We start from the raw sequence: 23,104 nt of genomic DNA, 5'->3' as shown, positions 1-23,104 counted from the left end.
TGCAAATGCGTGAATTGCGGCAAAAAACCGCAAACGGTGCAAAAGCTGATGACCTGAGAACGTCATCGAATTATCATATTTTTCAAGGCACTCCTTCTGGTATCACCGGGCGGTTTTATCGTTGAACTGCGGGCAAAGACCGGGTTTTAAAGAGAGTGCAAATCAGTTGCCGGAAAGGGCCGTCTATGTCTCAGTCGTCTTATTATGCTCCCAAGGGGGGCCTGCCGCCGCAAACGCAATTGCTGACCGACCGGGCGATGTTTACCGAAGCCTATGCGGTGATCCCCAAAGGCACGTTCAGCGATATTGTCACCAGTCTCTTGCCGTTTTGGGACAAAGCCCGGTTTTGGGTGTTGTCCCGCCCGCTGAGCGGCTTTGCCGAGACCTTTTCGCAGTATATTGGCGAAGTGCAGCCCGGCGGTGGCAGTGACCGGCCGGAAACAGATGCCAGTGCCGAGGCGGTGCTGTTCGTTGTTGAGGGAACCATGCAGGTGACGCTTGACGGGCAGGCGCATGAGATGGGCGAGGGCGGTTATGCTTTCATCCCGGCGGGGGCCGCCTGGAGCCTGCGCAATGATAGTGATGCCCCGGTAAGGTTCCACTGGATCCGCAAGCGTTTCCAACCTGTTGACGGACTGGCGCCGCCGGAGGCTTTTGTCACCAATGAACGCGATATAGCGCCCACCGAGATGCCGGACACAGACGGCGCCTGGGCCACCACGCGCTTTGTCGATCCGACCGACCTGCGCCATGACATGCATGTCACCATCGTCACATTCCAGCCAGGTGGAGTTATCCCCTTTGCGGAGACCCATGTGATGGAACACGGGCTTTATGTGCTGGAAGGCAAAGCGGTTTACCGGCTGAACCAGGACTGGGTCGAAGTCGAAGCCGGCGATTATATGTGGCTGCGCGCCTTCTGCCCCCAGGCCTGTTACGCCGGCGGCCCGGGCCCATTCCGTTACCTGCTGTACAAGGACGTGAACCGGCATATGGCGTTGCCTGGCTGATAAGGCACGGCTGACTGCGCCGGGCTATATCTCCCGGCTCAACCGCCCGGTTGCGGCGGTTGAGCCCCCAGGCCGCGTGACAAGTCCAGCGCGGCCTGACGCACAAGCATGGAAATCCGCGTCATCTGTGCGCCGCTCATCCGGTGGGTTGGACCAGAGACCGAAATCCCGGCCACCGCTTCACCGTAGAAATTCAGCACCGGGGCGGCAATACAGCGCATGCCCTGGGTGCGCTCTTCGTCATCAAAGGCGAAACCCTGATCCCTGATTTGCTGCAACTCGCGGCGCAGCGCGTCGCTGTCACAGATGGTTTTTCCGGTAAACCGTTCACGCTCGCTGTCGCGGAGATACTGATCCAGCCGCGCGGCGGTGAACTGGCTGAGCAGTGCTTTGCCAATGCCCGAAGCATGCATCGGGGACAGCGTGCCTGGCGGAAAAAACGCCCGGATCGTTTCATGGGTCTCGACCTGGCTCAGGAACATGACATTGCCCCGGTTCTCGATGCCCAGGTTCGACGTCTCCCCGGTGGCCTCCATCAGATCGCGCATAACCGGCCGACTGCGTTCCACCACTGAGCTGCGCCGCAGGAATGATGCCCCCAGACGGAAGGCCGCCGGACCCACGTGCCAGGCCTGGGTTGAAGCGTCAGTCTCTACCACGTCACGCGCTTCCAGCGTGGCCAGCACCCGGTGAATCGTCGCCGCTGACTGATCCAGACCGGCGGCAATCTGGGACAGCGTCATACCGCCACTGTTTGCCAGTAAATCGAGAACATCCAGCGCACGGTCTAAAGACTGAATCGTGTTTTGAGACGGTTTGTTGTCAAAGCTTTTTGGGCGTCCGCGTTTGCTTTTGGGAGGTTGCATGGGTTGAAAACCTGTAATTTGAGAAGCAGTTTCATCCTAATGTTGAAAATCAATTTCGTACAGTGAAAAAATGTAAACTATTGAAATTACACTTATATTGCCACATTTGGCAGTTTTGAAAAACGTTTTCAAAAAAATTGGCAGGTGATCACCTTCGGCGTAGACTTGAAATAACCTTGCCAACGGAGGGCAGAAAATGAGCTTTCAGAACCCGGTCTTTATTCCCGGCCCGACCAACATGCCCGAACGCCTGCGCAAAGCAGTCGACATGCCGACCCTTGATCACCGCTCCTCATTGTTCGGGGAAATTCTTCACCCGGCACTGCAGGGCGTGAAAAAGATCCTCAAATCCAAAACCGCCGAGATCTTTATCTTTCCCTCTACTGGCACCGGTGGCTGGGAGACCGCATTGACCAATACGCTCAGTGCCGGGGACAAAGTTCTGGTCGCGCGCAACGGTATGTTCAGCCATCGCTGGATTGACATGTGCCAGCGTCATGGCCTCGACGTGCAGATCGTTGAAACCCCATGGGGGGCGGGCATTCCAGCCGACCGCTATGAAGAAATCCTGACCGCAGATACATCGCACCAGATCAAAGCGGTGCTGGCGACTCACAATGAAACGGCCACCGGGGTGGTTTCTGACATTGCTGCCGTGCGCCGGGCAATGGATGCGGCGAGCCATCCGGCTTTGTTGTTTGTGGACGGGGTCAGCTCCATCGCGTCGATGGATTTCCGCATGGATGAATGGGGCGTCGATATCGCCGTCACCGGCAGCCAAAAGGGCTTCATGCTTCCGGCCGGGCTGGCAATCACCGGCTTCAGCCCCAAGGCGATGGCGACGGTGGATGCTGCGAAGCTTCCGCGCACCTTCTTTGATATCCGCGACATGGCCAAAGGATATGCCGCGGACGCTTATCCTTACACGCCGGCCGTCGGGCTGCTGAACGGGTTGAAACTCTCCACCGAGATGCTGCTGGGCGAAGGGCTGGACAACGTGTTCGCGCGCCACACCCGCATCGCAGGTGGTGTACGTGCTGCGGTTGATGCCTGGGGGCTGGAGCTTTGCGCAAAGTCTGCGGACGTGTATTCTGATACCGTGAGTGCGATCTGCACGCCCGAGGGTTTCAACGCCACTGACATCGTCTCTCTGGCGGCAAAAAAATACGACGTGGCTTTTGGCGTCGGTCTGGGCGAGGTCGCAGGCAAGCTGTTCCGCATCGGCCATCTGGGCAGTCTGACAGATGTGATGATGCTTTCGGGCCTGGCCACGGCGGAAATGTGTATGGCAGATCTTGGCCTGAACATCCGGCTTGGAGCGGGTGTCGCCGCGGCGCAGGAGCATTTCCGCAGTACGGCAGGCGTGCCGGTCCTCGCGGCAGCATAAGGAGTGGTGCCAATGTATATACCTACTTTTGACGATGTGCAGGCCGCCGAACACCGGATCGCTTATTACATCCGGGAAACGCCGGTTCTGACCTCGGCCTTTCTCAACCGGCTGACCAGCGCAGATCTGTTTTTTAAGTGCGAGAACTTTCAGAAAGCCGGCGCGTTCAAAGTCCGGGGCGCTTCAAATGCGGTGTTTTCGCTGCGCAATGATCAGCTGGAACGCGGTGTTGCCACCCATTCTTCGGGCAATCACGCGCTCAGCCTGTCCTATGCGGCCGGGTGCCGGGGCATTCCCTGCACCGTAGTGATGCCGCGCACCGCGCCTCAGGCCAAAAAAGACGCGGTTATCGGCTATGGTGGCCGCATCGTCGAATGCGAGCCTTCCACATCTTCGCGCGAAGCGACATTCGCCGAAGTGGTGAAGGAAACCGGCGCCGATTTTGTGCACCCCTATAATGACCCGCGGGTGATTGCAGGACAGGCCACCTGCTCCAAGGAACTGCTGCGCCAGGTGGAAGGTCTTGAGGCTATAGTGGCCCCGATCGGCGGCGGCGGCATGATTTCGGGCACTTGCCTGACCCTGTCCAACCTGGCGCCAGACGTGAAAATCTATGCCGCCGAGCCGGAACAGGCCGATGATGCTGCCCGCAGTCTGCGCGCGGGTTATATCATTGCCGATGACGCGCCGGTGACGGTGGCCGATGGTCTCAAAGTGCCGCTGAAGGAGCTGACCTGGCATTTTGTGTCCAACCACGTCAGCGATATTCTGACCGTATCTGAGACTGAAATCATCGAGGCCATGGTGCTGATCTGGAAGATCATGAAAATCGTGGTCGAGCCGTCCTCGGCGGTCACTCTGGCAAGCATTCTGAAAAATCCCGAAACCTTCGCCGGCAAAAGAGTCGGCATCATTCTGACCGGGGGCAATGTCGATCTGGACAGTCTGCCCTGGATGAACCGCTGATTTAGGAGAGCATAATGAACGAGAAATCAAATTTTTCCGGCCTTGAAGTCGGCTATGATGTGCCTGCCCTGCCGGGCATGGATGAGGCTGACATTCAGACCCCCTGCCTCGTGCTGGATCTTGATGCGCTGGAACGCAACATTGTGAAAATGGGCAATTTCGCCCGTGACATGGGTGTGCGCCACCGGGTGCATGGCAAAATGCACAAATCGGTGGATGTGGCTCTGTTGCAGGAAAAACTGGGCAACAGCTGTGGTGTATGTTGCCAGAAAGTCAGCGAGGCCGAAGTCTTTGCCCGTGGCGGTATCAAGGATGTGCTGGTGTCCAATCAGGTCCGGGATCCGGCCAAGATTGACCGTCTGGCGCGGCTGCCCAAACTGGGTGCGCGCACGATCTGTTGTGTCGATGACATTGAAAATATTGCCGGTCTGTCGGCTGCGGCTGTCAAACATGGCACCCAGATCGAATGTCTGGTTGAGATCGATTGTGGCGCCGGGCGCTGTGGTGTGACCACCACGCCTGCAGTGGTTGAAATCGCGCAGGCGATTGACGGCGCGGAGGGGCTGAAATTCGCTGGTCTCCAGGCCTATCAGGGCGCCATGCAGCACATGGCTTCCTATGAAGACCGCAGAGGCAAAATCGACATTGCCGTGGATATGGTACGCGACGCCGTAGACGCGCTGAAAGCGCTGGGGCTGGAATGTGACATCGTCGGCGGGGGTGGCACCGGGTCCTATTATTTTGAGGGCAGTTCGGGTGTTTTCAACGAACTGCAATGCGGCTCCTATGCGTTTATGGATGCGGATTATGGCCGGATTCTGGACAAAGAAGGTAAGCGCATTGACCAGGGCGAATGGGAAAATGCGCTGTTCATCCTGACCAGCGTGATGAGCCACGCCAAGGCGGACAAGGCCATCGTGGATGCCGGGCTGAAGGCCCAGTCGGTCGATTCCGGTCTGCCCACCGTGTTTGGCCGGGATGACGTGGAATACGTCAAATGCTCTGATGAACATGGCGTCGTTGCAGACCCTGCGGGTGTGTTGAAAGTCAATGACAAGCTGCGCCTGGTGCCGGGCCACTGCGATCCGACCTGCAACGTGCATGACTGGTACGTTGGCGTGCGTGGCGGCAAGGTTGAAACCCTGTGGCCGGTCTCTGCGCGCGGCAAAGCTTACTGATTTACCCCCTGACTGGCGGGGCCGCCTGGCGTGGTCCCGCTGCTTTTTTAAGACGCAAGGAGAGCGGAATGATTATCGTTCCAGAAAAAGAAATCGCCGGGCTGATCGGTGCAACAGAATCTTTTACGGCGGTGGAACAAGTGTTCGCCGCCATGTCGCGTGGGGACGCCTATAACTTCCCGGTGATCCGCGAAGCGATCGGCCATGCGGATGCGCTGTACGGCTTCAAATCCGGCTTTGACCGCGCCGGCCTGGCGCTGGGTCTGAAATCCGGCGGTTACTGGCCGGGCAATGAAAAGCTCGGCCTGCCCAATCACCAGTCTACCATTTTTCTGTTTGATGCGGACACCGGCAAGGTCAAAGCGGCCATTGGCGGCAATCTTCTGACTGCGCTGCGCACTGCGGCGGCCTCTGCGGTGTCGATCAGTTACCTGGCCCCCAAAGCGGCCAAAACCCTGGGCATGATTGGTGCGGGGCACCAGTCGGCGTTTCAGATGCGCGCCGCGGTGGCGCAGCGTGATTTTGACCGGGTGATCGGCTGGAACCTGCATCCTGAAATGCTGTCGCGGCTGGCAGATACGGCGGCTGAGCTTGGCCTGCCGTTTGAAGCCGTTGAACTGGATCAGCTGGGGGCAGAGGCAGATGTGATCATTTCCATCACCTCAAGTTTTGATCCGATCCTGCTGGACGCCCATGTCACCGGTGGCACCCATATTGCCTGCATGGGCACCGACACCAAAGGCAAACAGGAAGTCGACGCCGCGCTCATCGCCCGTGCCACGCTGTTTACCGACGAGATCGCCCAGTCCGTCAGTATCGGCGAATGCCAGCACGCTGTGGCCTCGGGTCTGATCACCGAGGCTGACATCAGTGAAATGGGCGCGGTGATCAACGGCGCGCATCCGGGCCGCAGCTCTGAGGATGAGCTGACGCTGTTTGACGGCACGGGTGTCGGGCTGCAGGATCTGGCCGTCGCCTCTGCAGTGGTGGATCTTGCGCTGGCCAAAGGGGTCGCGACCGTGGTTGATTTCTGAGCTTACGCCATTGATTGCCTGACCGGAGGGATGATCCGGGGACAAAGCCCGGCTGTTGCAGCCGGGCTTTTTTGTGGGATTACGGCAATTACGGGTGCCTTCAGCCCGCCGATCCCTACCGGCGGCAGACGTGTCAGATGATCCTGCGCTCATGCGCGGTGCCTGTACGTGACCAGAGATAAAAAAAGGGGGCCACAATGGGCCCCCTTTAGCAACTCTGCTTTCCTGTCTCAGCCCTGGCTATCCTGGGGCAACGATCCTGCACCGTGACCCGCCATACCGCCAGACACTTCCTCAGTGGACTCGGCCGACAGTTCCGCGGGCAAGACCAGATTGAGTGTCATGGCAATCAGCGCCGCAGGCAGCAGACCACTGGTCATCAGAATGCGCAGCGTATCGGGCAGATGCTGTACCGCACCTGGTTCAAGCTGCAGCCCGAGACCAACTGAAAGCGCGATGGCGAAAATCACCATGTTGCGACGGTTCCAGACCACATCCGAGAGCATCGAAATACCAGCGGCAACAACCATACCGAACATGATGATCACACCGCCGCCCAGCACCTCAATCGGCACCGTACGGATGATGGCGCCAACTTTCGGAATCAGGCCGCTGATGATCAGGAAAATGGCCCCGAAAGTCACCACATGGCGGCTCATCACCCCGGTCATCGCAATCAGGCCGACGTTCTGGCTGAAGGATGTGTTTGGCAACCCGCCGAAACACCCTGCCAAAGCAGTGCCAAACCCATCGGCATAGGTCGCGCCCTGGATTTCACGGCCGGTGGCTTCGCGACCGGCGCCGCCCCGGGTGATGCCGCTGACATCGCCGACTGTTTCAATGGCGGAAATAAAGCCCATTAGGCTGAAGCCGATAACTCCGGCGACAGTGAAATCAATGCCATACTTAAACGGCTGCGGCAGGGCAAAAACGGCGGCACTCTGCCAGCTGGAAGAGATCGCATCAATGGTTATCATGCCGGTCAGCAGCGCGTAAAAATACCCCACGATCAGTCCCAGCAGAACTGCGGAGATGGACAACATTCCGCGGGCAAAAAACTTCAGACCCAGGGTGACAAAGATCACCACCAGCGCGGCGGACCAGTTCAGCGCAGAGCCATATTCCGGTGTGCCGATCGCCGGAACCCCGCCGGCGGCATACTGGATGCCGACCTTGACCAGAGCCAGTCCGATCATGGTGACAACGAGACCGGTCACCAGCGGCGGCATGGCAAAGCGGATCTTGCCAATGAATGTGCCGAGCAGTGCATGAAACAGCCCGCCGACGATGATGCCGCCATACAGCGCGGCCAGGCCGTCAACACCTTTGCCGGCGACCAGCGGAATCATAATCGGCAAGAACGCGAAACTGGTGCCCTGAACGATGGGCAGCGCGGCGCCAACCGGGCCAAGTGTGATGGTTTGCAGCAATGTTGCGACACCGGCAAACAGCATCGACATCTGAATGAGGTAAAGCAGTTCCGGAAAATCCGGCGAGTTAGAGCCAAAGCCAAAACCGGCAGCGCCTGCAACAATAATGGCAGGCGTGATGTTGGAGACAAACATCGCCAGAACGTGTTGAATTCCTAAAAAGATCGCCTTGCCCGTTGGGGGCGTGTAATTGGGATCCCGGAGCTGTTCCGCTGTCCCTATCGAATTGTCAGTCATTAATTTTCCTCCCAGAATTGACTGTCAAACATGCCGCTTCAACGTCGGCTTAAATATTAATTCATTGATCTGATTTCACGGTGTACGGCGCGGAGAACCAATGTTCTTCCAGGTTGTCGCCCTCGCCGATGCGGTCGACTACAGCGTATTGGCCGGGCGCTTCAAAGGGCGCCAGCACGCCGTGCCAGGTGCCGCGGTGCAGGTTTATGGACTGGCCCGGCTGGCTCAGAAACGCGCGCAGATCTGCCGGCGTGCCGGCATCATCTTGCGCCACGATCACCATCATCGGCACCTGATTGAGCGGGATAAAGGCCTGGCTGCCTTCAGGGTGGCGCTCCACCAGTTCCACCAGATAGGGCAGCTGACGCGCCTCGGCGTTAAACAGGCTGATGCCGGCGGCCCCGCTGCCAAAATCAAGTCGCGCCAGGTCGTGGTGGCGGCCGCAGAGCCCCTGATTGATCAGCTTGTCCGGGGTACCGGTGATCTCGATCACTTCGCCAAACGGGGCAAACTCCGCCGCTGTCAGCGGCTCGAGCTGCAGGGTCCGCTCAGCGCGGCTTCCGCCATCGCCGACATCCCTGTTTTCCCTGGCGCGCCCGGTGCCTCCGGCATCCCCTGCGCGCTCTGCCACACTCCCGTCACCGCCGGCAGCATCCCCGGTCCGCCCGGCTTTCCCGGCGCTCATGGCAGCAGGTCCTGCAGCCGCAGCTGCGCGATGCGTTCCACCTGTTTGCAGGCTTCGCGCATCTCCTCGTCGCGGCTGTTGTCGATGCGGCGGGCAAAGGCCTCTTCAATTGAGGCTTTGGAATTGTCGCGCACCGCGATGATGAAGGGAAAGCCGTGGCGCGCGGTGTAATCATTGTTCAGACGGGTAAACTGGGCGCGTTCCGCATCCGTCAGCGCGTCCAGTCCGGCGCCGGCTTGTTCCGAGGTGGATTCCTCGGTCAGCCGATCGGCCTGCGCCAGTTTGCCGGCCAGATCCGGGTGCGCTTTCAGCACGCCGAGCCGTTCCGCATCACTGGCGGAGCGGAACATGCGGGTCAGCGCATGGTGCAAGCCGCAGGCAGAGTCATGCGCCGGGCCCAGCTCCAGTTCAAAAGCGCGTTCCGCAATCCAGGGCGAATGTTCAAAGATGCTGCCATACAGTTCCACAAAACGTTCGCGGCGCATCTCCGAGGGGCGTTCAAAGCGTTGATGCGGATGGTTTTCCTGCCAGTGCTGCGCGATATCGATGCGGCGCGCGAACCAGACATCCGCGTGGGACTGGGCGTATTCCATGAAGCGTTTGAGCGCCATCACCCGGCCAGGCCGCCCGATCAGCCGGCAGTGCAGCCCCACGGACATCATTTTGGCAGCGCCCGCTTCGCCTTCGGCGTAAAGCGCGTCAAACGTGTCTTTCAGATAGGTGTAAAACTGGTCGCCGGAGTTAAATCCCTGCGGCGTGGCAAAACGCATGTCGTTGCAATCGAGCGTATATGGGATGACCAGCTGCTCGCGTTCCCCGGCCTCAATCCAATAGGGCAAGTCGTCACAATAGCTGTCTGAGACGTAGTCGAAACCACCGTCTTCTGCCACCAGATCGACGGTGTTTTCCGAGCAACGCCCAGTGTACCAGCCACGCGGGCGTTCGCCGGTGACTTCTGTGTGCAGCCGGATCGCCTCGACCATATCATCACGCTCAGAACGGCGGCTGGCGTCTTTATATTCGATCCATTTCAGCCCGTGGCTGGCAATCTCCCAACCGGCGGCCTGCATCGCGCCAAGCTGCTCCGGGCTGCGCGCAAGCGCGCTGGCGACGCCGTAAACCGTGGCCGGGATATCCAGCCCTGTGAACAGCCGGTGCAGCCGCCAGAACCCGGCGCGCGCGCCGTATTCATAGATCGATTCCATGTTCCAGTGCCGCTGCCCGGGCCAGGGCGCAGCACCAACGATTTCCGACAGAAAAGCCTCGGATGCCGCGTCGTGATGCAACACACAATTCTCGCCACCCTCCTCGTAGTTGATGACAAATTGCACAGCGATTTTGGCGCCAGCGGGCCAGCGGGCGTCCGGTGCCTCAGCGCCATAGCCGCGCATGTCACGGGGGTATCTGTTCACGGGGTCTCTCCTGCAGTTCACTTGATTGTAGTTTAGAACAATGGTCGCGATTTACTTTGTTTTCCGAAAGGTGTTTCTAAAATAATCTAGTGACGTCAAAGCCGCAGTTCGGGCAGGATGTGGCGACCCAAAAAGGAACAGAATATGGCCGGATATTTAACGACACATGTGCTTGATACTGCACGCGGCTGCCCGGCTGCGGGTCTGAAAATCGAACTTTACCGTCTGACGGGTGGGACCCGCGCATTGTTGCGTACGTTGCACACCAATAAAGACGGGCGCACCGACGGGCAGATCCTGCCGGAGGCGGAATTTGAAACCGGCATCTATGAGCTGGTATTTCATGCCGGCGACTATCTGGATGACAGCGGCGCTGCGGTGGACGGCCCCCGGTTTCTGGATGTAATTCCACTGCGGTTTGGCATGTCAGAAGCCGCGCATTATCACGTGCCGCTGCTGTTGTCGGCTTACTCTTATTCCACCTACCGGGGCAGCTAAGGCTCCAGCGACTTGCGGATCCGTTCCACCATAAATTCGATGAACAGACGTGTTTTCGGATCTTGCAAGCGCCGGTGAGAGTAAAGACAGGCCATCTGAATAGGCATCGGTGGTTCCTGTTCCAGCACCGGGACCAGCGCGCCGGACTTCAGGTGATCGGCAACTTCGAACATCGGTTTCAGAATAATGCCATGCCCGTCCAGCGCCCAGCCGGTTAAGACGTCGCCGTCGTCAGATTCAAGCGATCCGGTGACCGCCACCCGTTTCAGACCATCAATGGTCTGCAGCGGCCAGCGGAATTCCGGAGCACCGGGAAAACGCAGGTTGAGGCAATTATGGACGCCGCCGTTGAGGCTGGCGGCTGTTTCCGGCGTGCCGTGGTTCTTCAAATATTGCGGCGAGGCACAGAGCAGACGCGAACATTCCGCGATCTTGCGCATGCGCAACGTCGAATCCTTTGGAATTCCCAGGAAAAATGCCAGATCAAGCCCTTCCGCGGCCAGGTCCAGTGTACGGTCAGACAGGCGCATGCGGATATCGATCAGCGGAAACTGCGCCTTAAATTCGGGGATCAGCGGTGCAATCAGCCGGCGCCCGACTCCCAATGGTGCTGCCACATGAAGATGGCCGCGCGGTGTCAGGGTGACATTGTTGATTTCCGCTTCGGCCTCTTCAATCGTCTCAAGAATTTTACAGGCACCGGGGTAAAACAGTTTGCCCTGTTCGGTTGGACTTAAGGTGCGGGTCGTGCGTTGGAACAGTCTGACACTCAGATGCTCTTCAAGCTGGGATATGCGGGCAGAGGCCACGGCGGCGGATATGCGTTGGTCGCGGGCTGCCGCTGACATGCTGCCCAATTCGTAAACGCGTACAAAGGTTTGAATATTGTCCAGGTAGGCCATAGGTTTATTCGGATTTTTTTGAAACTGTTTGGGTCTTTTTGTTAATACAGGAAAGTGGTGTATGCCGCTAGAGTGACAGGTAACTTATTCTGGAGAACTGACGATGTCTGAAATTGTTATCATGTGGGACTGGCTGGCCTTTGCGGTCCGCTGGTTACATGTCATCACCGCAATCGCATGGATCGGCTCATCGTTCTATTTTATCGCGCTCGATCTCGGGCTGCGGCGGGCCCCGGATATGCCTGAGGGTGTGCATGGCGAAGAGTGGCAGGTGCATGGGGGTGGGTTTTACCACATCCAGAAATACCTGGTCTCGCCCGCACGGATGCCGGAAGATCTGATCTGGTTTAAATGGGAAAGCTATGTGACGTGGCTGTCCGGTGCGGCATTGCTGATGATCGTCTACTGGGCCGGAGCAGAGCTGTATCTGATCGACAGCAGCAAGGCGGATCTGGCGGTCTGGCAGGCCATTCTGATTTCATTCGGATCATTGACGATAGGCTGGCTGGTCTATGACTTCCTGTGCAAATCCGGTCTGGCCGAACGCCCGACCCTGCTGATGGTGCTGCTTTTCATTCTGTTGATGGTGATGGCCTGGGGCTACAATCAGGTGTTTACCGGCCGTGCATCCTTGCTGCATCTGGGGGCCTTCACCGCCACGATTATGACCGCCAATGTGTTTCTGGTGATCATGCCGAACCAGCGTATCGTGGTGCAGGACCTGAAAGAAGGCCGCAAACCGGATCCGAAATATGGCAAGATTGCCAAGCTGCGCTCCACCCACAACAATTACCTGACGCTGCCGGTATTGTTCCTCATGCTGTCCAACCACTATCCGCTGGCTTTTGCCTCCGAATATAACTGGATCATCGCAGGTCTGGTGTTTTTGCTGGGGGTCACAATCCGCCATTATTTCAATACAAGGCACGCGCGCAAAGGCAATCCGACCTGGACTTGGCTGGTGTCGGTGCTCTTGTTCCTTGGCATCATGTGGTTGTCCACCGCGCCGTTGATGCAAAGCGATTATGACGAAGAAGAAGCGCGGGATCTGACGGCAAAGGAACAGATCTTTGCCAGTGCGGACGGCTTTGAGGAGGTCCAGGACATTGTCCTGGGCCGCTGCTCCATGTGCCATGCGCGGGAGCCCTCCTGGGACGGGATAAACCGTGCACCCAAAAACATGTTGCTGGAGACCCGGGGCGATATCGTTGCTGCCGCGAGTGAGATATTCCTGCAAGCGGGCGCAACCAACGCCATGCCACCGGCAAATGTCACTTGGATGGAAGAAGATGAACGCAGAAAGATCGTGAAATGGTTTCGCAAAGCTCAGGCGGACATGTCGTTTTTTGTTGCGATTAACTGAGCCGGCGGCAGGGGCTGCTTTTACTTCGCGGTGTTGCGTGCATCGGCAGGGTAGTCGTCGTGACCCGACAATGTGAACCGGTGCAGCATTTTGCTGATTGCAGACCTGGCAAGGCCTCAGGACTGAGCGTCAAAGAGGCCAGGAAAAAGCTGAGGCAGCGAAAGAGGTTGCTCTCTCTCTCCGTTAATTGGCGTTGATGCAAAATTTTTGAGGATCTGTTCGCCAGCTATAAAACTTCAAAAAATCTAGTATGCGGAGCTGGCGCGGCGTTCACTCAGTTTGGGACACCTGGGCATTGCGCAGGACAGGCCTGTTTTGGTGGCGGGCATTACAGTGCATCACAGGCTTGATTTGCACGACTATGTAGCAGGTCAGTCCAGTGAAATTGGAGCCGGTGCCGTAATCCGATATTTGCGACCGATGTTTGATTGGGCAGCGGACGAAAGAATAATTAGTGCGCATCCCTGGGCTGGTCTGAACGCTGGAGCTACCGCAGAGGCGAGGGATCTTCTGCCGTTGATCGGGCATATCCGGTTTGCCTCCGTACCCGATCACGGCGCACCGGATCACGGCGAAATATGCTGCGCACATATGTGTGAGCGGATCGGGGCGCTGAGCTACACTGCTCCGCCGGGTGCGGAATACAAGCCGGTCGCTGAGACCGGCGAAACGCTGGGGTGGATGGCGCAGCTGCGCGGATAAGGCCGGCGCTGGATTGCGTTGGTTTTCCGCGCGGTGGCTGCAATGCCCGAGCAAGTAAGAGGTGCCGCGCCGGTTCGGATTTTTCCGCGCCCGCCCTTCGTCGTCCTGGACAGCACATCTTCCGTGATCTCAAAAATGATGATTGCCGGGAGAGGGGCTGACGGTCTCAAAGCGTGCCGCCAAAACGCCGCGCGCCGCAGACTTTGGAATTCTCAAGCAACAACCGGGTCAATAGCTCGCCCATAAAGGCAGTGTTTATCGGCGTGGTATACGGGGGGATTTCCTTTTCAAATTTTGGTATACCGAATCCCAAATACCTGATAGTGAGATCTTGCCAGTAAATAATATACCGGAGGCAAATGGCTGTGCCCCACCAACGGAGGAATGAATATGAACAAATTGCTTTCCGCGGCGTCTGCTGCAGTGTTGAGCTTTGCCGGCTTTTCGGCGGCGGCACAGGAATACCCGTCCAAACCCATCGAGGTGGTGACCCATGCAGGTGCCGGTGGTGGTACAGATGTTACCACCCGGATGATGATGCTGCGGGCGCGTCGTGAACTGGGCGAAGATATGGTTGTGGTGAACAAACGCGGTGGTGGTGGCGCAGTTGCGATGGATTATTATCTGGAACAGCCAGCGGATGGGTATTCGATCCTGACCTTTACCATCGGTCACGCCGCCACTCTTGCCAAAGGCAAAACAGAGATGACTTTGGACGACATCCGCCCCATTGCGCGGGGAACGGATGACCCTCAGATTCTTATGGTGAGATGTGGTGCATATGACACCCCCGAGCAGTTCGTTGCGGCACAAAAGGATGAGCCTATTCTCTATGGCACCACCCATCTGGGCAATATTGACGATGTATCAGCCTTTATGTTTACCAAAAAGGGCGGCATGAAAACGCCAAAGATCGTGCCCTTTGAAGGCGGAGCTGAGCTGGCGACGCAGCTGATTGCCGGTGCTGTCGATGCGGCGGTTCTGAACCTGGCCGAAGCCGGGGCCCAGATTGAAAACGGCGATATCTGCCCGGTCGTGGTCCTGGCCGACGAGCGTATGGCGGGGCTGCCGGATGTCAGCACTGCTAAGGAAATGGGCATTGATGTCAGCTTCTCGACCGTGCGCGGCTTTGTTGTTGCCAAAGACACGCCGGATGATGTCGCGCAAAAAATCGAAGAGTCTTTGATGAAGGCGATGCAGCACCCGGTCTACCAGGCGTTCCTGACCTCTGCGGGGCTGGATGCAACTTCCGTGGCCGGATCTGAGGTCTGGGGAGACCAGATTTCTTCAATGGTCGTTGATATGGAATCCGCTCTGAAAGAGCTCGGTTTCATCGAGTAACTTATTTGGAGTGCTGTTGCGGCTCTCTCTGGCGCAGCAGCATTCCGGCCCTGGTACTCCATGCTTTGAAAGGTTCATCACATGACGAAATCGTCGGGGAGAGGCCCAGCCAGGTGGGTTGCGCCGGTCACTATTATCGGCATCAGCCTCTTGGCGTTCTGGCAGAGCACACAGTTTGAACGTGTGCCGCCGATCCTGAAACGCGGCATGCAACCCTCGGATTTCCCCCAGTTGGTGCTGTTGCTGATTATTGCCCTGGCGCTCTATGTGCTGGTGAAAGAAAAGCGAGTCACTGTAGAAAAACTGCACCCGAAAGCACTGAGCTCCGCCGGCTTGCTGATCGCATTTGCGCTTCTCGCTGAGGTTGATCTTTTTTTGGGGCTGGGGGTCTTTTCGGCGGCGCTGTGCCTCAGTTGGGGCGATCGGAGACCCGGAGCGATCCTGTTTGTCGGTCTGGTGGTCCCAATGCTGATCTTCTTCTTTTTTGATACGGTATTTGACATTCGTTTCCCGCGCGGACTTCTGACAAATCTTTGGTATGGATAAGTAAAATGGACGCTGCACTTTCGGGACTTCTGGCGCTTGCCGATCCCTATATATTGGCACTGATCGTTATCGCAACGCTTGGCGGCGTGCTTATTGGCGCGTTGCCGGGGCTGAACGCCACCACGGGGGCTGCCCTGTTGCTGCCGTTTACGATCACCATGGATCCGATCCCGGCGATTGTTGTGCTGACAACGATCTATTGCTCGGCGACCTTCGCCGGCGCGATCACCGCTATTCTGATCAACACACCCGGCACCTCGGCCAGCGCCACCACCTGTCTTGACGGCTACCCGCTGGCACAGCGCGGTGAGGCAGGACGCGCGCTTGGCATGGCGGCGGTGTCCTCAACAATCGGTGGCATTATTTCCGTGATCGCGCTGATGCTGGCGGCGCCGATGCTGGCGCGGGCCGCTTACAATTTTGCACCACCTGAATATTTTGCGCTGACGGTTTTTGGCCTTTCGATGCTGGCATCAATAGGGGACGGATCACCGGTCAAAAACATTCTGTCAGGCGCTTTTGGCGTGCTTCTGGCCACGGTTGGCGTTGACTTGTTGACCTCAGTCGAACGTTTTACCTTTGGCTACAATGAACTGTCTGAGGGCATCGGATTTGTACCGGTCATGATCGGTGTTTTCGGAATTTCAGAGCTTCTGGTGCAGGCGGGCGGTCTTGATACCGTGCGGAAACAGGTGTCGATGAAGTCGATCAAGCTGCCAGGGCGTGCGGATTATGTCAAAGTCTGGCGCACCATTCTGCGCTCCTCGGGCATTGGAACTTTCATTGGAATTCTGCCCGCTGAGGGTGCAACGGTCGCTTCAATGATCGGTTATAACGAGGCCAAACGCTGGTCCAAAACCCCGGAAGAGTTTGGCAACGGCGCGATTGAAGGTATTGCAGGTTCCGAAGCCGCAAACAACGCGGCCACCGGTGGCGCCATGGTGCCAACGCTTGCGCTGGGCATTCCGGGCAGCCCGACAGCTGCGGTGATCCTGGCGGGCATGATGGTGCACGGGCTGCGCCCGGGTCCCAGCTTGTTCACCGAACAGGCTGATTTTGTGTACGCAATCTTCTGGTCGATGATGCTGGTGAATGTACTATTCTTTTTTGTCGGCCTTTACGGAGCCAAACTGTTTGCCCGCGTGACATTCATCCCGACCCAGATCCTCTGGCCCACCGTTTTCACGTTTTCGATTGTCGGTGCCTATGCGCTTGATCAGTCGATGATGGATGTCTGGATTGCGCTGGCTTTTGGCATCATCGGTTTCATGATGCGGCGCCACGGGTTTTCGGTTGTGCCCATGGCCATTGGCCTGATCCTTGGCGGCATGCTGGAAACGCGGCTGGGCCAAAGCATGGTGATGCTGGACGAGCAATGGTGGCTGATGGTCACCCGTCCGCTGACGCTGTTTTTCTTTGTGCTGACGGCGCTGGCACTTTTTGGCCCGATGATCTGGGGCCGGTTTTTCAAACAACGCGCACCTATCGACTCGACTGGAGAATAACATGGTAAAAATTAAATCAGTGCGCACCCGGGTCTGGAACTGGAAAGGCCCCACGGTTCCGCCGCAGGCAAATTTCTGTACCAACGCCAGCGATGTTCTTTATGAGCGCGGTGATGCGATGGACAGCTTTCGCTTCCATCAGTGGCTGACCTGCGAGATTGAGACAGAGGACGGCACCATTGGCATCGGCAATGCGGCCCTGGCACCGGATCTGGTGAAAGGGGCGATTGATCAGTATTACGCCCCGCTGGTGATCGGTGAAGACCCGTTTGACTATGCCTATCTGTGGGAAAAAATGTACCGGCGCACCCATGCCTGGGGACGCAAAGGTATCGGTATGGTGGCGATCTCGGCGGTCGATATCGCGATCTGGGATCTGATGGGGAAGCTGGTGGGCAAACCGGTGTTCAAATTGCTGGGCGGGCGTACCAAAGAGAAAATCCCGGTCTATTATTCCAAACTCTACGCGGGTGATATCCCGGATATGCAGGCCGAAGCCGAAGCGGCGATGCAACATGGCTATTCCGGGTTTAAGACGCGTTTTGGCTTCGGCCCCCAGGACGGCATGGCGGGCATGCGCGAAAACCTCAAACGGGTTGAAGCACTGCGGGAAGTGATAGGTTATGACAAGGATCTTATGCTGGAATGTTATATGGGCTGGAACCTGGATTACACCCGGCGGATGCTGCCTAAACTGGAGAAATATGAGCCGCGCTGGCTGGAAGAACCGGTTATTGCCGATGATATCCATGGTTGCGCGGAGCTGAACAAAGGGCCAATTCCGATCTCGGGTGGCGAACATGAATTCAGCCTGATGGGGTTCCGCCAACTGCTGGAGGCGAAAGCGGTCAGCGTCATTCAGTATGACACCAACCGTGTTGGCGGCATCACTGCGGCGCAAAAGATCAATGCGCTGGCAGAAGCGCATCAGGTACCGGTTATTCCGCATGCCGGTCAGATGCACAATTACCACCTGACAATGGCCAATGTGAACTGTCCGATGTCGGAGTATTTTCCGGTGCATGACGTGGAAATCGGCAACGAGCTTTTCTACTATATTTTCGACGGCGACCCCGATGCCGAGGGTGGGTTTTTGGATCTGGACGACACGAAACCGGGATTGGGCATTGAAATATCCGACCGCCACCGGCATCAGTTTGAGGTGACAGAATGAGCCAGGTTTACAGCGGCATCTGGCCGGTCGCCCCGACGCCGTTTCATGAGGACGGGCAGATTGATCTTGAGGGCATGCGCCGGGTTCTGGACCTGATGATAGATCAGGGCTCAGACGGCATTTGTATCCTCGCCAATTTTTCGGAACAGTTCCTGATCAGCGATGAGGAGCGGGCGGTGCTGACCCGGCTTTGCCTCGAACATGTTGCTGGCCGGGTGCCGGTCATCGTGACCATCAGCCATTTTGCCACCTCGATTGTGGTGGAACGCGCCCGGTTTGCCCGGGGCCTGGGTGCGGCGATGGTGATGATGATGGCGCCCTATCATGGTGCTTTAATGAAGGGCACTGCGAACCAGACCTTTGAACAGATGGCAGCCGTCAGCGAAGTGGGCATTCCGATCATGGTGCAGGATGCGCCTTTGTCCGGCGTTGAGCTTCCGGTTGAGCTGCTGGCGAAGATGGCCCAGAGAATCGAGATGGTGAAACTGTTCAAAATCGAATGCGCCGGGGCGGCAGAAAAATTGCGGGCGCTGATTGAAGCAGGCGGCGCGGCGGTTGAAGGGCCGTTTGACGGTGAAGAGGCCATCACACTTATGGCTGATCTGGACGCAGGCGCCACCGGTGGTATGACGTCGGCGATGATCCCGGACCTGATCAGGCCAGTGATAAGCCACCATCTGGCAGGGGACAGGGCGCAGGCCGCTGCCGCCTATGCAAAGGTCTTGCCCGCGATCAATTATGAAAACCGGCAGTGTGGTTTCCGCGCCGCCAAGGCTGCAATGCTGGCGGGTGGGGTCATTGCCTCGGATTATTGCCGCCATCCAATCATGCCATTGCATCCGCAAACCCGCTCTGGTCTTTTGGAAATATTGGCGCCGCTGGAGCCTGTTGTGCTGAATTGGGGGAAATAGAGATGAGTGAAAACAACTGGTTTACGGCGCTAAAGAAAGAAGGCGCAGTGCATCCGCGTCAGACTCTAGCGGACGAAGCCGCCGACAATCTGCGTGAATTTATCCTGCTGGAGAAGCTCCCCGCCGGAACACCAATTCCAGAGCGTGAGCTGGCCGAGGCGCTGGGCATCAGCCGTACGCCTCTGCGCGAAGCACTGCGCCTGCTGGAGGTCGAAGGGCTGGTGGAATATTCCTCCACACGGCGGCCCAGGGTGGCGGACCCGTCTTTTGAGGAACTTGTTCAGTTTATCAAAGTGCTGGGTGCGTTAGAAGCGCTGGGCGGCGAGCTGGCCTGTGCTGAGGCGAGTGACGCCGAAATACAGAAAATCCTCAAGCTGAATGCCCGGATGGCCAACGGGTTGAAGACAAAAGATCCGCTGGAGTTTTTCCGCCTCGACATGCTGTTTCACACCTCAATTATCGAAGCCAGCCGCAACCTGCCGCTGATCGAGACTCACCGTCAGTATAACGCCCGGCTGTGGCGGGCGCGCTTTGTCTCTTCGCGACGTGCCACCCGCCGTGAAAGGACGCTGCAGGAACATGATGACATCTCAGTGGCGTTGCAGGCCCGCGACGGTGTGGCCGCCGGAATTGCGATGCGCAGCCATCTGAATACGGCGATAAAAAACATCGCCCTGGCTCAGGCTGAGGACAGCGACACATGAAACCCAGAATAGGAATTATTCCCGGGGATCCCAGTGGTATCGGGCCGGAGTTGATCGCCCGTTTGCTGGCCAGCGAGGGGGTGGCAGAGGCCGCCGACATCCTGCTGATTGGCGATGCGCATATCTTTGAGCGCGGCCAGCAACTGGCCGGCGTCCAGCACGAGCTGATCCCGGTTGATGCGCGCCAGGGGTCCTGGAGCGTGTCCGGCGGCTTTGCCTGGCACGAGACCCGTACGATCACCCGCGACGCGGTGGTGAAGGCAGAAGCCACCCGGGCGTCCGGAGCATCGGTTCTGGCGACGCTGGACCTGGCGCTGGATCTCGCCCGCGACGGGGTGATTGACGCGGTGGTGTTTGCCCCGTTCAACAAAGCAGCCTTGCACCTGGCCGGGATGGAGCACAGTGATGAGCTTCATTATATGGCGGACCGTTTGGGTGTGGTCGATTATCTTTCGGAGCTGAATACGCTGGACGGGCTCTGGACCAGCCGGGTCACCAGCCATATCGCCCTGCGCGATGTTGCCGATGCGATCTCAGAGGAGCGCATCACGGAAGCCGTTGCCCTGATCGACAAAACTCTGCGTCGCTCCGGTCTGGCCCGGCCGCGTATTTCGGTTGCGGCGCTCAACCCTCATGCCGGGGACGGGGGCAATTTTGGCCGGGAAGAAATCGACGTGATCGAACCTGCTGTACGCCGGCTGGCCGGCGGTCAGATGGCGGTGGACGGACCCTGGCCCTCGGATACAGTGTTTCTGAAAGCCGTGGCGGGTGAGATTGACGGAATCGTCACTATGTATCACGATCAGGGCCAGATCGCGCTGAAACTGCTCGGTTTTGACCGGGGTGTAACGGTGCAGGGCGGCATGCCTTTCCCGGTCACAACCCCGGCGCATGGCACTGCTTTTGACATTGCCGGGCTGGGCAAAGCGGATGTCGGTGCCACTCTGGCGGCCTTTCAGCTCGCTTGCGATATGGTTGAAAACTGGCGCGACGCATAGCGCCCAAAAACGATCTGAATAATACATGACATACACGCCGCATGGCGATCATCTGATCGCGGGCAATCGGATATCTGGCGAAACGCATTTTCGCTCTGCACCGGCCCGGTGCGGTTTGAAGCGGCGGGCTATTGTGATGCCAAAAGGGGCCAGGCGTTGCAGCACCTGGCCCCTTTTGTTGTCTGTCTGAGCCGGCCGGTGCTGCGGGCGCCCTTTCGTCCGGGCAATGCATCCGGGTCATAGATCAGGAAAAGTCGATATGCACTTTCATCGCCTGGCTGCGGTCTGAGGCCAGGGTGAAGGCGTCTTCCGCCTGCTCCAGCGGCAGTGTGTGGCTGATCAGCGGTTTCGCATCGATCAGCCCTTTTTGCATCAGCTCCACCCCGGTGAAGAACTCCCGATGAAAGCGGAAAGACCCGCGCAGTTGCAGCTCCTTGGCAGTGATGGCCATCATTGGCAGGCTCATGTCGCCGCCGAGGCCAAGCTGAACAATCACCCCGCCGGGGCGCAGCGCGGCGATACCAGCGGCAAGCGCGGGGGCTGCACCGGAACATTCATACAGCACATCGAAATGGCCTTTTCCGGCCTGATATTCAGTCAGTTGCTCCGGCGAGTTCACCATGTTGATGCCCAGGTCAGCGCCATTTTTCCGGGCCAGGTCCAGAGTGAAATCTGACAGGTCAGTGGCGACGATTTCTGCGGCTCCGGCGCGGCGCGCGGCGAGGACGGAGAGCAGCCCGATCGGACCGCAGCCGGTAATAAGCACACGCTTGCCCAGCATTTCACCCGCCTGTCTTGTGGCGTGCAGACAGACCGCAAGCGGTTCCGCCATCGCCGCTTCCGCCGGGCTCAGCCCGTCCGCCGGGGCGCATTGGCTGGCGTCGGCCACCAGCACTTGCCGGAAGGCGCCCTGGATATGGGGAAACGGCATGGCGCTGCCGTAAAAGCGCATGTTCAGACACTGGTTGTGTTTGCCCTGCTGGCAATATTCGCAGGCGTAGCACGGGCGCGACGGGGAGACAGCGACCAGTTGACCTACGCTCAGGTTTTCTACACCTGCGCCCAGTTTGACAATGTGGCCGGATACTTCATGGCCCAGCACCATCGGTTCGCGCAGTATAATGGCACCAAAACCACCGTTGTTGAAATAATGCAGGTCTGAGCCGCAGATGCCGCCGGTGGCCAGAGCAATCTGGACTTCTCCGGCACCGGGCTCCCCGGGCTGGCTTTCTTCGAGCCGCAGGTCTTTTGCAGCGTGAATGACGATGGATTTCATGACTGCCTCTGCGCCACTGGTGTCAGCAGGCTTTCGCCTGCGAAATGCGCACTCAGATTGTCCCGCACCAGTTTGCCCATTGCTTTGCGGGTCTCAAATGTTCCCGAGGCGTGATGTGGCTGTAACAGCACGTTGTTGAGCTGCAGAAAACGCGGATCCAGCGCCGGTTCACCCTCAAACACATCCAGCGCTGCGGCGCCAAGGTGACCATTTTCCAACGCGTCCAGCAGTGCGTTTTCGTCGATATTGGAGGCGCGGGAAATGTTGATAACCATGCCCTCCGGGCCAAGCGCTTCCAGCACATCATGTCCGACGATATGGCGGGTGTCGGCCGACGCAGCGAGTGTCACAAACAGGAAATCCGCATGGCGGGCAAGTTCAACCGGATCAGAAATATATGCCCAGTCAGCCGCGTAGTCTTTGGCGGAGATATCGGAATAGGCGATATCCATGTCAAAGCCTGTCAGCCGTTTGGCAACCTCAAAACCGATGCGGCCCAGGCCGAGCACACCGACTTTGGCGCCGTGTACGCGGCGCTTGAGCGGGTAAAGCCCTTTTGCCGCCCAGCTGCCGTCCCGAACCCAGGATTCTGCACCGACAAGGCCGCGCGACTGCGCCAGCATCATGGCGACGCCCAGATCAGCGACGTCTTTGGTCAAAACATCCGGTGTGTTGGTCACATGGATGCCTTTTTCGCCACAGGCCGCCAGATCAACCGCGTCATACCCGACGCCATACACCGAAATAATCTCCAGGTTCGGGCAGGCCTCAATCAGTGCGCGATCAGCGCCAAGTTCGCCCCGGGTTGCGATGCCGCGGATGTCTGGACCGACCTCGGCCAGAAACGCAGCCGTGTTGTCGGCGTCAAACAGGCGATGTACCGTAAAGGCTTCATTCAATGGACCTTCATCCCATTCCGGGTAAGGACCGACCTGAAGTATGTTTGCTTTGACCATCGGGGTACTCGCTCTCTTGACTT

21 protein-coding genes are annotated in these 23,104 nt (G+C 58.1%); 14 read left to right on the top strand and 7 right to left on the bottom strand.

Features of this window, described 5'->3' with window-relative positions:
- The first annotated feature begins 185 nt into the window (after positions 1-185).
- Entirely contained in the window at positions 186-1,010 is an 825-nt protein-coding gene (locus DWA01_RS01070; RefSeq protein WP_114283769.1) for a bifunctional allantoicase/(S)-ureidoglycine aminohydrolase, read from the top strand.
- Between the two features lie 38 nt (positions 1,011-1,048).
- On the opposite strand, the gene bhcR is transcribed toward DWA01_RS01070, so the two are convergent.
- Entirely contained in the window at positions 1,049-1,876 is an 828-nt protein-coding gene (gene bhcR, locus DWA01_RS01065; RefSeq protein ID WP_114283768.1) for an HTH-type transcriptional regulator BhcR, read from the bottom strand.
- 196 nt (positions 1,877-2,072) lie between these two features.
- Between bhcR and bhcA the strand changes: the two genes are divergently transcribed.
- The 4 genes from bhcA to bhcD all read left to right on the top strand — a co-directional run bounded on the left by bhcA (position 2,073) and on the right by bhcD (position 6,441).
- Complete coding sequence (gene bhcA / locus DWA01_RS01060) at positions 2,073-3,263, top strand: L-aspartate--glyoxylate aminotransferase BhcA (protein WP_114283767.1); 1,191 nt, start codon at positions 2,073-2,075, stop codon at positions 3,261-3,263.
- A gap of 12 nt (positions 3,264-3,275) precedes the next feature.
- The gene (bhcB, locus tag DWA01_RS01055; protein WP_200832475.1) at positions 3,276-4,229 is read left to right on the top strand and encodes a beta-hydroxyaspartate dehydratase BhcB; all 954 of its coding nucleotides are present in this window, start codon (positions 3,276-3,278) and stop codon (positions 4,227-4,229) included.
- 14 nt (positions 4,230-4,243) lie between these two features.
- Entirely contained in the window at positions 4,244-5,407 is a 1,164-nt protein-coding gene (gene bhcC, locus DWA01_RS01050) for a 3-hydroxy-D-aspartate aldolase BhcC (RefSeq protein WP_114283766.1), read from the top strand.
- Between the two features lie 68 nt (positions 5,408-5,475).
- Entirely contained in the window at positions 5,476-6,441 is a 966-nt protein-coding gene (gene bhcD / locus DWA01_RS01045) for an iminosuccinate reductase BhcD (RefSeq protein ID WP_114283765.1), read from the top strand.
- Between the two features lie 230 nt (positions 6,442-6,671).
- Here the strand turns inward: bhcD and DWA01_RS01040 are convergent, their stop codons facing one another.
- From DWA01_RS01040 to puuE, 3 genes are all read right to left on the bottom strand, one after another.
- The gene (locus DWA01_RS01040; protein ID WP_114283764.1) at positions 6,672-8,108 is read right to left on the bottom strand and encodes a uracil-xanthine permease family protein; all 1,437 of its coding nucleotides are present in this window, start codon (positions 8,106-8,108) and stop codon (positions 6,672-6,674) included.
- A 61-nt stretch (positions 8,109-8,169) separates the two neighbouring features.
- A complete protein-coding gene (locus DWA01_RS01035) occupies positions 8,170-8,649 on the bottom strand; it encodes an ureidoglycolate lyase (protein ID WP_235008395.1) in 480 nt (159 codons plus the stop codon).
- Positions 8,650-8,789: 140 nt separating this feature from the next.
- Positions 8,790-10,205 (bottom strand): allantoinase PuuE, encoded by a 1,416-nt coding sequence (puuE, locus tag DWA01_RS01030; protein ID WP_114283762.1) that lies wholly within the window; start codon positions 10,203-10,205, stop codon positions 8,790-8,792.
- A gap of 144 nt (positions 10,206-10,349) precedes the next feature.
- Here puuE and uraH point away from each other — a divergent pair, with 144 nt between their 5' ends.
- A complete protein-coding gene (uraH, locus tag DWA01_RS01025; protein WP_114283761.1) occupies positions 10,350-10,703 on the top strand; it encodes a hydroxyisourate hydrolase in 354 nt (117 codons plus the stop codon).
- On the opposite strand, the gene DWA01_RS01020 is transcribed toward uraH, so the two are convergent.
- A complete protein-coding gene (locus DWA01_RS01020) occupies positions 10,700-11,605 on the bottom strand; it encodes a LysR family transcriptional regulator (RefSeq protein WP_114283760.1) in 906 nt (301 codons plus the stop codon). The two genes, uraH and DWA01_RS01020, sit on opposite strands and share 4 nt — an antisense overlap.
- A gap of 103 nt (positions 11,606-11,708) precedes the next feature.
- Here DWA01_RS01020 and DWA01_RS01015 point away from each other — a divergent pair, with 103 nt between their 5' ends.
- The 8 genes from DWA01_RS01015 to DWA01_RS00975 all read left to right on the top strand — a co-directional run bounded on the left by DWA01_RS01015 (position 11,709) and on the right by DWA01_RS00975 (position 20,849).
- Entirely contained in the window at positions 11,709-12,968 is a 1,260-nt protein-coding gene (locus tag DWA01_RS01015) for a urate hydroxylase PuuD (protein WP_114283759.1), read from the top strand.
- Between the two features lie 1,092 nt (positions 12,969-14,060).
- Positions 14,061-15,011: a Bug family tripartite tricarboxylate transporter substrate binding protein gene (locus tag DWA01_RS01005; protein WP_114283757.1), complete on the top strand. Its 951-nt coding sequence runs from the start codon at positions 14,061-14,063 to the stop codon at positions 15,009-15,011.
- Positions 15,012-15,092: 81 nt separating this feature from the next.
- Positions 15,093-15,557, top strand: coding sequence for a tripartite tricarboxylate transporter TctB family protein (locus tag DWA01_RS01000; RefSeq protein ID WP_114283756.1), 465 nt, complete (start codon positions 15,093-15,095; stop codon positions 15,555-15,557).
- A 5-nt stretch (positions 15,558-15,562) separates the two neighbouring features.
- A complete protein-coding gene (locus DWA01_RS00995) occupies positions 15,563-17,062 on the top strand; it encodes a tripartite tricarboxylate transporter permease (RefSeq protein ID WP_114283755.1) in 1,500 nt (499 codons plus the stop codon).
- Position 17,063: 1 nt separating this feature from the next.
- Positions 17,064-18,236, top strand: a complete 1,173-nt coding sequence (locus DWA01_RS00990) for an L-rhamnonate dehydratase (protein WP_114283754.1) — start codon at positions 17,064-17,066, stop codon at positions 18,234-18,236.
- Positions 18,233-19,147, top strand: coding sequence for a dihydrodipicolinate synthase family protein (locus tag DWA01_RS00985; protein ID WP_114283753.1), 915 nt, complete (start codon positions 18,233-18,235; stop codon positions 19,145-19,147). The genes DWA01_RS00990 and DWA01_RS00985 overlap by 4 nt, the downstream gene beginning before the upstream one ends.
- A gap of 2 nt (positions 19,148-19,149) precedes the next feature.
- Positions 19,150-19,851, top strand: coding sequence for a GntR family transcriptional regulator (locus DWA01_RS00980; protein WP_114283752.1), 702 nt, complete (start codon positions 19,150-19,152; stop codon positions 19,849-19,851).
- Positions 19,848-20,849: a 4-hydroxythreonine-4-phosphate dehydrogenase PdxA gene (locus tag DWA01_RS00975; protein ID WP_114283751.1), complete on the top strand. Its 1,002-nt coding sequence runs from the start codon at positions 19,848-19,850 to the stop codon at positions 20,847-20,849. The genes DWA01_RS00980 and DWA01_RS00975 overlap by 4 nt, the downstream gene beginning before the upstream one ends.
- Before the next feature lie 244 nt (positions 20,850-21,093).
- Here the strand turns inward: DWA01_RS00975 and DWA01_RS00970 are convergent, their stop codons facing one another.
- Positions 21,094-22,125, bottom strand: a complete 1,032-nt coding sequence (locus DWA01_RS00970) for an L-idonate 5-dehydrogenase (protein WP_114283750.1) — start codon at positions 22,123-22,125, stop codon at positions 21,094-21,096.
- Positions 22,122-23,081, bottom strand: coding sequence for a 2-hydroxyacid dehydrogenase (locus tag DWA01_RS00965; RefSeq protein ID WP_114283749.1), 960 nt, complete (start codon positions 23,079-23,081; stop codon positions 22,122-22,124). Before DWA01_RS00965 ends, DWA01_RS00970 begins: the two co-directional genes overlap by 4 nt.
- Positions 23,082-23,104: the final 23 nt, after the last annotated feature.

Origin of the sequence: Candidatus Halocynthiibacter alkanivorans, assembly GCF_003333265.1 — a bacterium.
In the GTDB taxonomy this organism is placed as follows: Bacteria; Pseudomonadota; Alphaproteobacteria; order Rhodobacterales; family Rhodobacteraceae; genus Halocyntiibacter_A; species Halocyntiibacter_A alkanivorans.
The sequence above is the reverse complement of the archived record's forward strand: the minus strand, read 5'-3'. Positions and strand labels throughout refer to the sequence as shown.